Source organism: Listeria aquatica FSL S10-1188 (genome assembly GCF_000525795.1).
Classification (GTDB): Bacteria; Bacillota; Bacilli; order Lactobacillales; family Listeriaceae; genus Listeria; species Listeria aquatica.
The window spans coordinates 34,046-45,878 of record NZ_AOCG01000012.1 but is presented as its reverse complement, the minus strand read 5'-3'; the positions used below and the strand labels follow the sequence as shown (position 1 = coordinate 45,878).

At 41.1% G+C, this 11,833-nt stretch carries 13 protein-coding genes; 4 read left to right on the top strand and 9 right to left on the bottom strand.

The genetic code is table 11. The features are described 5' to 3' along the window. Positions 1 to 13: 13 nt before the first annotated feature. Together fni and MAQA_RS09285 are read right to left on the bottom strand one after the other, a co-directional pair. Positions 14 to 1,105 carry a type 2 isopentenyl-diphosphate Delta-isomerase gene (fni, locus tag MAQA_RS09290; RefSeq protein WP_036073373.1) on the bottom strand — a complete coding sequence of 364 codons (1,092 nt, stop codon included), beginning with the start codon at positions 1,103 to 1,105 and terminating at the stop codon, positions 14 to 16. A gap of 15 nt (positions 1,106 to 1,120) precedes the next feature. Then, complete coding sequence (locus tag MAQA_RS09285; protein WP_052008557.1) at positions 1,121 to 1,483, bottom strand: DUF1033 family protein; 363 nt, start codon at positions 1,481 to 1,483, stop codon at positions 1,121 to 1,123. Positions 1,484 to 1,611: 128 nt separating this feature from the next. On the opposite strand from MAQA_RS09285, the gene MAQA_RS09280 reads away from it, so the two are divergent. The 3 genes from MAQA_RS09280 (at position 1,612) to yidC (ending at position 3,106) form a co-directional block, all read left to right on the top strand. Continuing rightward, positions 1,612 to 1,893 carry an acylphosphatase gene (locus tag MAQA_RS09280; RefSeq protein WP_036073372.1) on the top strand — a complete coding sequence of 94 codons (282 nt, stop codon included), beginning with the start codon at positions 1,612 to 1,614 and terminating at the stop codon, positions 1,891 to 1,893. A gap of 86 nt (positions 1,894 to 1,979) precedes the next feature. After that, complete coding sequence (locus tag MAQA_RS09275; protein ID WP_241463201.1) at positions 1,980 to 2,261, top strand: hypothetical protein; 282 nt, start codon at positions 1,980 to 1,982, stop codon at positions 2,259 to 2,261. Between the two features lie 23 nt (positions 2,262 to 2,284). Further along, positions 2,285 to 3,106 (top strand): membrane protein insertase YidC, encoded by an 822-nt coding sequence (gene yidC, locus MAQA_RS09270; protein ID WP_036073369.1) that lies wholly within the window; start codon positions 2,285 to 2,287, stop codon positions 3,104 to 3,106. A gap of 46 nt (positions 3,107 to 3,152) precedes the next feature. Here yidC and MAQA_RS09265 read toward each other — a convergent pair whose 3' ends face one another. From MAQA_RS09265 to MAQA_RS09250, 4 genes are all read right to left on the bottom strand, one after another. Continuing rightward, positions 3,153 to 4,643 carry a HAMP domain-containing sensor histidine kinase gene (locus tag MAQA_RS09265; protein ID WP_036073366.1) on the bottom strand — a complete coding sequence of 497 codons (1,491 nt, stop codon included), beginning with the start codon at positions 4,641 to 4,643 and terminating at the stop codon, positions 3,153 to 3,155. Beyond that, positions 4,640 to 5,320: a response regulator transcription factor gene (locus MAQA_RS09260; protein WP_036073363.1), complete on the bottom strand. Its 681-nt coding sequence runs from the start codon at positions 5,318 to 5,320 to the stop codon at positions 4,640 to 4,642. The genes MAQA_RS09265 and MAQA_RS09260 overlap by 4 nt, the downstream gene beginning before the upstream one ends. Positions 5,321 to 5,528: 208 nt before the next feature. Next, positions 5,529 to 6,947, bottom strand: coding sequence for an NADP-dependent phosphogluconate dehydrogenase (gene gndA, locus MAQA_RS09255; RefSeq protein WP_036073360.1), 1,419 nt, complete (start codon positions 6,945 to 6,947; stop codon positions 5,529 to 5,531). Positions 6,948 to 7,064: 117 nt separating this feature from the next. Beyond that, a complete protein-coding gene (locus tag MAQA_RS09250; protein ID WP_036073357.1) occupies positions 7,065 to 8,165 on the bottom strand; it encodes a M20/M25/M40 family metallo-hydrolase in 1,101 nt (366 codons plus the stop codon). Between the two features lie 120 nt (positions 8,166 to 8,285). On the opposite strand from MAQA_RS09250, the gene prli42 reads away from it, so the two are divergent. After that, positions 8,286 to 8,381 (top strand): stressosome-associated protein Prli42, encoded by a 96-nt coding sequence (gene prli42 / locus MAQA_RS14470; RefSeq protein WP_115752573.1) that lies wholly within the window; start codon positions 8,286 to 8,288, stop codon positions 8,379 to 8,381. 140 nt (positions 8,382 to 8,521) lie between these two features. Here prli42 and MAQA_RS09245 read toward each other — a convergent pair whose 3' ends face one another. Genes MAQA_RS09245 through MAQA_RS09235 form a run of 3 tightly spaced genes read right to left on the bottom strand, consistent with a single transcriptional unit; the run spans position 8,522 to position 11,823 of the window. Then, positions 8,522 to 9,820, bottom strand: coding sequence for a dihydrolipoamide acetyltransferase family protein (locus tag MAQA_RS09245; RefSeq protein WP_036073355.1), 1,299 nt, complete (start codon positions 9,818 to 9,820; stop codon positions 8,522 to 8,524). Positions 9,821 to 9,837: 17 nt separating this feature from the next. Then, on the bottom strand, positions 9,838 to 10,821 hold the full coding sequence (locus tag MAQA_RS09240) for an alpha-ketoacid dehydrogenase subunit beta (protein ID WP_036073353.1): 984 nt from the start codon (positions 10,819 to 10,821) through the stop codon (positions 9,838 to 9,840). A 3-nt stretch (positions 10,822 to 10,824) separates the two neighbouring features. Further along, entirely contained in the window at positions 10,825 to 11,823 is a 999-nt protein-coding gene (locus tag MAQA_RS09235) for a thiamine pyrophosphate-dependent dehydrogenase E1 component subunit alpha (protein ID WP_036073351.1), read from the bottom strand. Between the last annotated feature and the right edge of the window lie 10 nt (positions 11,824 to 11,833).

Genomic DNA, 11,833 nt, shown 5'->3' with positions numbered 1-11,833 from the left:
AAAAAAAGCGATCTCACTCTTTGAGATCGCTTTTTTCAGGGTTAGCCAAGACTTTATAATCAATCAGTCGCGCCTCACAAAAATCTTTTAACTCGCCTGAAACGATTAATGGAACTTGTTTGACCTCGCTTAAATTTTTGGAATCTAGTAAAACAAATAAAGACACTAAGCTTTCTTTTAATTGCTCAATTTCTGAAACAGCCGCTTCTTTTCCCTCTTTTTTCAAGCGATATAAAATCTTCCCAGCCATACCTGCACTTCTTGCGCCTAAGCGGTAAGCTTTTACCATATCAAGGGCTGATTTAATACCCCCAGAAGCCAAAATTTCAACATCCATACTTTTTTCATTTTGCAAGTCAAGTAAACTTTCTGCAGTTGTAAGTCCCCAGTCTGTCAAGAAATCAAAAGCATGATCCCGGCGCCGATCATTTTCGATTTGAGCAAAATTTGTACCGCCTTTTCCACCAAGATCGACCGTTTGAATACCAAGTTCACGAAGCCTTGCCACCGTTTCTTTTCGCATGCCAAACCCGACTTCTTTAACAACAATCGGAATATCTACTTCTTCCACATAGCGTTTTAAACTCTCGATCCAGTGACCGAATTCACGGTCGCCTTCTTTCATCACGAGTTCCTGAGCCGGATTGATATGAATTTGAAGCAAATCTGCTTCAAGCATTTCAATTGCTCTTTTGGCTTTTTCAACTGGTACCTCTGGACTCACATTGGCAAATAACTTTCCCGATGGATTAACTTCCCGGGCAACACGAAAAGTTGCTTCAAGTTCTTGATTTTTAAGGGCCGCAGATTGTGAACCAACTGCCATTGCAATTTCTGTTTCTCGAGCAATTTCCGCTAGCTCTTGATTGATTTTTTTCGTATGAGCACTTCCACCAGTCATCGCATTTATATAAAACGGCCACTTAAAGTGAAGTCCAGCAAAGCTTGTTGTAAGATCAACATCACGAACGCCTATTGTAGGGAGCGACGTCCCTAGGATTTTTAAATCGTTAAAGCTTGTCCCTTGTTTCTTGTAGCTATTGTAAGCAAGTGTTACGTGCTCATCTTTTCTACGCTCTCGCAAAAGATCTTCTTTATTGTCCAAAGTTCTTCCCCATCCTTAATCTGCAAGCTTTGTCTCAAAAGCTGCTATTTCACTAAACCAAATATTTTTTTCTTCTGGCTGCGGAGCATAAACGACTCCATCTGCTAGTAAAATCAAGCCGTGAAAAGTTTGAATATCATCCTCGCAGTCTTCGCAATACTCGATTTCTTCTTCGTTCCAAGCAGCAAATAATACTTGTTTTTTTAAAGCGTGGTGCGGATAATTTTGAATCAATTCTTCCGCAAGTATTTGGTATTTCCTGAAAGCTTCTTCTTTTTCTTCAAAACAAAAACGGTCAAGAACCGTTTCTTCCCAGTCTTCAAAAAACCACCAAGGCTCATATTCACCTTTTGTTTTAATGACTGTCCACTCCGTCAAAGCGACCATCTCCTAGTCTATTCACTATCCCGATTATAGCAAGCTCAAACAGGAATGTAAATTTTTGAAACTCAAACTAAAAAAAAGCTACACTAGTGTTAAAGAATAGTGGAAAGAAGGGATTTTCTATGGCTACTGAAACAGCAATAATTCGTGTAACTGGGCTTGTTCAAGGTGTTGGTTTTCGGTACACGACAAAACATTTGGCTTATAAATTTGAAATAAGTGGCACTGTGAAAAACTTGGATGATGGCTCGGTTGAAATTGGTGCCCGTGCCGAGTCCAACAACTTAGAAAAATTTATTGATGCGATAAAACAAGGGCCATCTCCTGCTGCACGCGTAAATGAAGTGTTTATCTATAAAGGGGCGCCCGTTCCCGAGCGAAAAACTTTTGATATTGTCTATTAAATTAAGCCTTGAATTCCTCCTTTATTTGGCTTATAGTTAAGGAATGACATGAACCACGGAAAGGAGCTGATCGTACCGTGGGGATAATGGCTCAAATGTTTTCGGAACCTGAATTCATTTCCATTTCCGTCACTTTTCTGTTAACGCTCGCCATTTTTCGTTTTTGGCCAGCGATTCGCTTTTTAAAACCAACAATGACGACTCACGTTCGAGCGATTCAAGTTTTTCACCTTCCAATTGGGAAAGTGAAAATAAGTGCTTTGCAACCTCTTAATTTTGTTGTAAATTGGATCGTTGTTGCCCTTAAAAAAACACAGCCAAGTGATGATGAAACACATTGTTCTTCCCTTTCCAGCTATGTAAATTGAAATTTTAGGAGGAAAAAAGAACAGTGAAAAAGAAACATATACTTTTAATCAGCCTGCTTCTTATTGGACTCGTTGTCCTTTCTGGATGCAGCATGGATCCTTCACAAAATCAAGATGGATTCTTCTATAAATATCTAATTTGGCCGCTTACTTGGTTTATCCAGTTTGTCGCATCCTTTTTTGGTAACAATTACGGAATTGCTATTATCATCACTACGTTAATCATTCGGGCTGCTATTATGCCCCTTAACTTGCGGACAGCGAAAGCGCAAATGGGAATGCAATCGAAAATGGCCGTTGCCAAACCTGAAATCGATGATATTCAAGCTCGTCTAAAACGGGCAGCTACTAAAGAAGAGCAAACGAAAATCCAGCAAGAAATGATGGTTGTCTATCAAAAATACAATATTAATCCGATGCAGATGGGCTGTTTGCCACTACTTATCCAGATGCCCATTTTGATGGCCTTTTACTATGCTATCCGAGGATCTGATGCGATTGCTTCGCATACTTTCTTGTGGTTCAATCTTGGCTCACCTGATACAATCCTTGCGGTAATCGCGGGGCTTGTCTATCTTGGTCAGTATTACGTTTCAATGATTGGCTACACACCAGAACAGAAAAAACAAATGCGAATCATGGGACTCTTGTCTCCTGCAATGATTCTATTTATCTCTTTCTCGGCTCCGTCTGCCCTTGCGCTTTACTGGGCTGTCGGTGGGATTTTCTTAGCTGGTCAAACACTTCTTACGAAAAAACTTTACATGAATAAACATCCAGAAATCAAAGAAATGGAAGCTAGCGAAAAAGAATTTGAAGAAACCGTGGAAAAACAAAAGAAATAATTTAAAAAAGCGCGGAGTGAGCAAACTCACTTCGCGCTTTTTTATATCACTCTTTTTTTGTTTCTGTTTTTTTGCTTGAAGGCTCTTTTTCGATGAGCGGGAGCGTAATAGTGATCGCTGTTCCGCTTCCTTCGACACTCTCAGCACCAATTGTTCCTAAATAGCCTTCAACCAGTTGTTTCGCAATAGCAAGTCCGAGGCCGTTTCCTCCTCGCTCCCTGCTTCTTGCTTTATCCACTCGGTAAAAACGATTAAAGACTTTTTCAATTTCATCTTCAGAAATCCCAACTCCGTGGTCACGAATCACAATTTTTACTTGATCTTTATTTTTCAGCAATTGCATATTTACTTCTTTTGAATCGCCGGAATACTTGACTGCATTATCCATCACGATAATCAACAGCTGTTCGAGATGATTATGCTGAATAAGCGCAAATAAATTCTTTTCAGGCTCTTCAAGGGTAAATTGAAAATCTTCATACATAATTTCAAAATTACGTCGCACTTGTTCAACGGTGTCATTAATACTCGTGATTTGCAGTTCTTTTGTCTGCGAAACTTGCTCAGCTCTTGAAAGATCGAGCATTTCCTGAACAAGTCGCTTCATACGCTCAAGTTCAGTGAGTGAAGCTTTAAGAGATTCATCAAGAACCTCCGGATCATTTTTCCCCCAGCGATCCAGTAGCTTGAGGTGACCTTCCATAATTTGCACTGGCGTCCGAAGTTCATGCGAAGCGTCTTCCACAAATTGCTTTTGTTGTTCAAAACTATTTTCAATTCGAGTCATCATGTCATTAAAAATAACCGTTAATTCGGTGATCTCATCACGCGACTTCGAAGTTGTTTCAATTCGTTTTTGGAAACCGTTACTACGAACATCGTTCATTCCTTTCGCTAGTTTCGTTAGTGGCCGTAAGAAGTTTTGTGCAAGTAAGTATCCGAGCATACCGCTAATGAAAAGCGCCACAGCACCGAGAAGAAACATCGTAAGTAGCAAACGCTCCATGATACGGTTATAACTTGTTAGCGGATTGATGATTTGAACATAGCCAATCACCGTAGAATTGTCCTCTATGGAAGTGATCGGGCCTTGTGAGATTAGCATTTTATCACCGCTAATCGTTGGCTTACTCGTCACTTTATCACTTATATCTGTATGAAAATACTTCGTAAAATCATTATTCGCTGTTTTTTGGCTAGAGGTAAGGAAATACTTATCAAGTTGATTCCCCTTGTCATCATAAATGGCGATGACTTGGTCTTGAATTTTACGACTGATACTTGGACTTTTATCAAAGACTTCCTTTAACAAATCAGCGTTATCCAAATTTCCCGATTTCAAAACCTGATTAGAGGTAGTTTCCGCGAGAAGCGTATTCACTTTTTCCTCTTCTTCATTTAAGAGCATCTGGCCAATCCCTTGGTAAATCGCATAAGAAAACAAAAAGAATGTCAGAAAAATCGCAGCTGTTGCCCCGAAAGTCCATTTGAATTTCAATGAACGGCTCTTTAGTGAAAAATTGCTAACTCCTGTCATGTACGCATCACATATCCAGTACCACGAACAGTTTGAATATAGCTTTCCTCATCGTCGTGGTCAATTTTATTCCGTAAATAGCGGACATATACATCGACAACGTTAGTTTCAACTTCTGTTTCATAGCCCCAAACTTTGTTTAATAGCACTTCTCGTGTAAGAACGATGTTCACATTTTCCATCAGGGTTAAAAGAAGCTCATATTCACGTTTAGTTAAATCAATTACTTCTTCCCCGCGTCTTACAATTCGGCTTTCCTTTTCCACTACTAAATCACGGTATTCAAGCGTCGTCTGCTTAGCAGATTGCTCCGCCGTTTCCACACGTCGTAAAAGTGAACGAAGTCGTGCAAGCAGTTCTTCAATTGCAAAAGGCTTCACGATATAATCATCGGCACCATGATCAAGACCCGAAACTCGGTCAATAACAGAATCACGTGCTGTAATCATAATAATAGGTGTTTGTTTCACTTGACGAATTCTGCGGCAGACTTCCATTCCATTTAAATGAGGCAGCATTAAATCAAGTAAAATTGCATCCCATTCCTCATTAAGCGCAAGTTCTAGCCCTTCACGGCCATCATTCGCCACCGTTGTTTCATAATTTTCATGTTGAAGCTCAAGTTCTATAAAGCGAGCTAAGTTTTTTTCATCTTCAACTATCAGGATTTTGCTCATCCAAAAAACCTCTCTTTCGAGTCATGACTATACATCTATTTCTATTGTATCGAACTTTAAAGATAAAACAACTCTTAACCGCTTGTTCCAGCTATTTTTTAGCAAATTATTATTTAAATCCTTTATATTCTCATGTATTTTTCAGAAAACAGGAGAAAAAAAGAGACGCATTCTTTCATGAAGAAAAAATGCGTCTTTCCATCAATTTTTATTCGTCCACTTCTGGCCATTCAGTGTGGAACGTTCCAGGTTTATCGACACGTTCATATGTGTGCGCACCAAAATAATCTCGTTGTGCTTGAATCAAGTTTGCAGGAAGCACACTCGAACGATAGCTATCGTAGTAGCTAATTGCTGCTGAGAAGGTTGGAACTGGAATTCCAGCTTTCACAGCTTCTGCTATTACTTCGCGAAGCGCACCTTGATAGTTGTCTGCAATTCCCTTGAAATAAGGATCAAGCAACAGGTTGTTTAAGTTTTTATCGGTATTATACGCATCTGTAATTTTTTGCAAGAAGCGTGCACGAATAATACAACCCGCACGGAAAATCTTAGCAATTTCCCCGTATTGTAAATCCCAATTATATTCATCACTTGCGACCTTCATTTGAGCAAAACCTTGCGCATAAGAAGCGATTTTACTGAAATAAAGAGCACGACGAACAGATTCGATAAAGGCTTTTTTATCGCCGTTAAATTGATAACTTGTTGGTCCTGTTAAGACAGAGCTTGCTTGAACACGTTCTTCTTTTAGCGCCGAAATGTAACGTGCAAAAACGGACTCAGTAATAAGCGAAAGTGGAACACCTAGGTCAAGCGCACTTTGACTTGTCCATTTGCCGGTGCCTTTTTGGCCCGCTTTATCCAAAATCACATCCACGATCGGTTTACCAGTGACATCATCACGAACTTTCAAGATGTTTTTAGTAATTTCGATCAAGTAGCTGTCTAATTCGCCTTCGTTCCATTCTGCAAACACTTCAGCAAGTTCATCGTGACTTAAGCCAACGATGTCTTTTAAAATTGTATAGGCTTCTGCAATCAGTTGCATATCCCCGTACTCAATCCCATTATGCACCATTTTTACATAGTGTCCCGCTCCGTCTGGGCCAATATACGTAACACACGGTTCCCCATCAGCCACCGCAGCAATTTCACGTAAGATGGGAGCCACTAAGTCATAAGCTTTACGCTGACCGCCAGGCATGATAGAAGGACCTTTAAGAGCACCTTCTTCCCCACCAGAAACACCCGTTCCGATGAAGTTAAAACCTTCTTCGCTCAGTTCTTTGTTACGACGAATGGTATCTTTGAAAAAGGCATTTCCGCCATCAATTAAAATATCGCCTTCTGTAAGGAAAGGTTTTACGGCTTCGATCATCATGTCAGTTGCTTCACCAGCCTTAACCATGATGAGGATTCGGCGCGGAACTTCGAGCGATTCGACAAACTCCTCTAAACTATATGTCGGAACCAATTTTTTATCGGGATGCTCTTCCATAACCGCTTTCGTTTTTTCAGACGAACGATTAAAAATGGAGACAGTGTGACCACGGCTTTCAATATTTAAAGCGAGGTTACGTCCCATAACGCCCATTCCGATTACTCCAATTTCTTGTTTTGCCATTTGAAATATTCTTCCCTTCCTGCTTTTTTTCCAGGCAGAAAACCTGTCCTGCTTTCTTTCAACCCCTTAACTATACCAAAATCGAGCGTTACGAGCAAATGAATCTTCTTCGCTCACTCATTTTTTGAAAAAGGTGGTAACGACTTCCATCCCCCTGCTTGAAACTAATAAATCTAAGATAAACTGAGTTAAAACAAGGAGTGAGTCTTGTGTAATTTGTTCGTTTTCCGAATGCGCCTTTTCATAGCCGACAGAAAGGAGTAGCGTTTCAAATCCACGATCATTCAAAATATTGGCATCTGAACCACCAGCAAATCGCACTTCTGCCCCAGTTAAGGATTGCTTCTTAAGCGCTCTTTTAGCGAGTTTCACACTTGGATGAGTCTCTTTTATTTCAAATCCGGGATATATGACATGCAAATCTGATCCAACCTTCACGCCATATTTTTGCTCTGCTTGAGTAAACGCAAGTTTCACATTTTCCATTTCAAGAAGCAACTCCTCAAGCAGAAAACAGCCAGTTAGTTCAAGCTCCACCTGAACAGCTTCTTCTCCCTCTTCACTGCATTCTCCTTCAAAGCGAGTCATTTCCAAATGAAACTTGGCAGGTAATTTGAGCTGCTTGATATGATGTAAAATGGTCCGAGCCACATTGATTCCCGACACATTACTCGTCAAAAAGCGTTGTACCACTCGAAAATCCATCCGTGCTCGAGTATCCGAAAGTCGCTGGAATGACCCTACTTCCCCGGGGGCATCGAGACAAAAACCATATCTTGCAGAAAGACGATTTAATTCAAGCATCTTCACGCCCTGCAAGCCACTTTCCTCTTTCGTAGTAAAAATAAATTCAAGAGTGCCGTGCGGTATCTCCATTTCCTTTAGAGTAGCAATAACTGCAAGAAGAGCAGCAACTCCAGCTTTGTCATCCGCTCCTAGAAAACCCGCTTTCGCTTTATAAATCCCTTCTTCAAGAATTACTTCCGGTTCACTTCCATTCGAAGCTGTATCCAAATGCGCCACGAAAAAAAGGGCTGGATATTCCTCACTTGTTGCAGGAATTCGAGCAATTAGCCCCCCAGCGCCATTATAAATCAGCGGAACCTCTTGTCGACTTAGCTCCGCTTCGAGGTACTGAATTAGCGCATCTTCTTCACCAGAAGGAGAATAAATACGCGCGATGTTTTCAAAATAGGAATGTACATCCGAAATTGCCATGGTAAGCCTTCTTTCTTTTTCAGCTCTCTATAAAAGTCATTTCCTTCTTGAAGAACTGAGCAAAAATTGTTAGAATCATACTAATAGAAAAGTTTTCGAGAGAGGAGCCATATACGTCCTATGTCAAATAAAAAAGTTGTCCGCTTTGTTGTCATCTTGATGCTCATCGCCATTGTGCTATCAAGTGTTTTAACAGGTGTGCTCATGGTTCTTTAAAAAGTCGAACGAGTTCGGCTTTTTTTATTATAAAAAAAGAGCAGCACCCAGTGGGTACTACCCAAAAATAGCTAGGGAGTTTAGGGGTATAAATTCTAGATGTAAGTTTAGTACCCCCAAACCAAGTGTTTCAAACATTGTTAGTAAATCGGCGTATTGTCTTTCGAAATTTCTTCGACTTTTTTCTTGATTGCTTGTAAGAATCTTCCAGCCATAAGGCCATCTAAAATACGATGGTCGATCGACAAGCACAAGTTGACCATATCACGAATTGCGATCATGTCGTTAATCACAACCGGCCGCTTCACAATAGATTCTACTTGCAAGATTGCTGCTTGTGGATGATTGATAATCCCCATTGACTGAACAGATCCGAATGAACCCGTACTATTTACAGTGAAGGTTCCACCCGACATATCTTCTTGCGTTAATTTATTGTTTCTTGCCTTAGCCGCAAGCTCACTAATTTCACGAGCAATCCCCTTGATGGATTTTTCATCTGCATTTTTGATGACTGGTACATAAAGCAAGTCATTTGCTGCAATTGCAATCGAGATATTCACATCTTTATGTTCAATGATCTTATCAGTTGCCCAAGTGCTGTTTAATGTAGGGAATTCTTTCAGCGTTTGCGCAACAGCTTTGATAAAGAAAGCAAAATACGTTAAGCTGAATCCTTCCTCTTGCTTAAATTTATCTTTTAAGCTATTTCTATACCGCACAAGACTCGTCGCATCGGCTTCTGTCATCATCCAAGCGTGTGGAATTTCGTGTTTGCTTTCAACCATATGTTTTGCAATCGCTTTACGGACTCCACTAACCGGTATTTCTCGGTCGCCATTTGCGGCTTTTGGAACTTGAACAGCCTCTTTTTCTTGCTTAGGCGAAGAAGATGTCACAGCTGGCGTTTCAGATTGAGCTACTTGTTTTTCTGAACTTGCCCCGCCGCTTTCTACAAACTGCAAAATGTCTTTTCGTGTGATTCGGCCACCTTTTCCGCTACCTTCCACCTGATTTAAATCAACGCCATGTTCAGCAGAAAGACGTAAAACTGCGGGAGAAAGACGAGCACCAGATGGCGCATTTGCTTTCGCTTGCTGAATGTTTCCTCCACTACTTTGGCTAAGTTGAGCAGATTCTACTTCCTTTGTAGGCGCTCTTTCTTCCGTAGAGGCAGCATCCTGCGTTTCACCTGCTTCTTCTGTTTCAATCGTGCAGATAACCGCTCCAACTTCAAGCGTTTCATCTTCTTTTGCAATCAGTTCCTTAATCGTTCCAGAATATGAAGAAGGCACTTCCGCTGTTACTTTATCCGTGAGCACTTCTGCAATTGCATCATATTTTTCAACTTTTTGTCCCGGTTCTACTAACCAAGAACTAATCGTTCCTTCTGTTACACTCTCACCGAGCTTTGGCATCGTGATTTCCATAATCGCCACATTCGTTCACTCCTTCATTAGAATTCAGCTAGTTCACGCATTTTTTCCAGTACTTTATCCGGATTAATCATGAAGAATTTCTCCATCGTCGGTGAAAACGGCATCGCAGGAGAATCCGGCCCTGCTAATCGCATAATCGGCGCATCTAAATCAAACAAACAATGTTCCGCAATAATTGCAGAAACTTCCCCGATAATACTTCCTTGCAGATTGTCCTCTGTAACAAGTAACACCTTTCCAGTCTTTTTAGCCGCTTCAATAATTGCTTCCTGATCAAGCGGGTAAATCGTCCGTAAATCAAGGATATGGGCTTCGTAGCCATCGCTAGCAAGTCTTTCCGCAGCCTGCTGAGCAAACTCAACCGCAAGTCCATAAGTAATCACGGTGATGTCACTTCCTTCACGGACAACGTTTGCTTTTCCAATCGGCACCGTGTAATCCGTTTCCGGAACTTCACCTTTTAACAAACGGTAAGCCCGTTTATGTTCGAAGAATAAAACCGGATCATTATCACGAATCGCCGCTTTTAATAATCCTTTTGCATCATACGGATTCGAAGGAATTACAATCTTAAGCCCAGGTTGACCGAAAAAGACCTTTTCAACTGACTGAGAGTGATAAAGCGCACCGTGGACACCGCCGCCAAACGGGGCGCGGATAACCATTGGAACACTCCAATCATTATTCGAACGATAGCGAATCCGTGCCGCTTCAGAAATAATTTGGTTCACAGCTGGCATGATGAAATCCGCAAACTGCATTTCAGCAACTGGACGGTAGCCGTACATAGCGGCACCGATTCCAACACCTGCGATCGCAGATTCAGCTAGTGGTGTATCAATGACGCGTTTTTCACCAAACTGATCATACAAGCCAGCAGTTGCTTTAAATACGCCGCCTTTTTTCCCGACATCTTCTCCCAAAATAAACACTTTTTCATCGCGTTCCATTTCTTCGCGAAGCGCCATTGTAATAGCATCAATATATGAAATGACTGGCATCCTTTATTCCTCCCCCGTACGTTCTTCATACACAAAACGAAGTGCTGATTCAGGTTCCGAGTAAGGTGCATTTTCAGCATACTCGGTCGCTTCATTCACTTCTTTTGCGATTTCTTTTTCAAGTGCTTCCACATCTGCTTCCGTTAAAAAGCCTTCTTCAAGTAGTTCATTTTGGAAAATCGTTAACGGATCACTTGCTTTAGCATTTTCTACTTCTTCGCGCGAACGGTAAGAGCGATCATCATCATCTGAGGAGTGCGGAGTAAACCGGTAAGAAATCGTTTCAATAAGAGTTGGCCCTTCCCCTTTTCTTGCCCGGTCTGCTGCTTCTTTAAATGCAAGATAGACTTCCGTCATATTGTTTCCATCCACACGAACACCAGGCATTCCATAACCAAGCGCACGATCTGACAATTTTTCCGCAGCATATTGTTTTTCAGCTGGAACACTAATCGCATATTTATTATTGTGGATCACATAAACAACAGGCAATTTATGAACACTCGCGAAGTTGATCCCTTCATGGAAATCTCCTTGGTTTGATGAGCCTTCTCCTGTTGATGTATAACAAACGATATCATCGCCAGCCATCTGAGCTGCTAAACCAATTCCAGCTGCATGCGGGAACTGCGTTGTAACCGGTGAACTTTGCGTTACAATCCGATTTTTCTTTTGTCCAAAGTGAGAGGGCATTTGGCGACCCCCTGAATTTGGATCTTCCGCTTTGGCAAAAGCAGAAAGCATAATATCGCGTGCAGTCATTCCAAAAGCAAGAACCACTGCCAGATCCCGGTAATAAGGAAGACAATAATCCTTATCTAAGTCAAATGCGTAAGCCGCACCAATCTGAGCAATTTCTTGTCCTTGTCCAGAAATCGTAAAAGGGATTTTCCCCGAACGATTTAAAAGCCAAATTCGTTCGTCTAGTCTTCTTGCAAGTAAAGTTGTTCGAAACATTTCATGTAACTTTTCTTTTGACAACCCTGTATCTTTTAAAGCCATTATCGTTCCT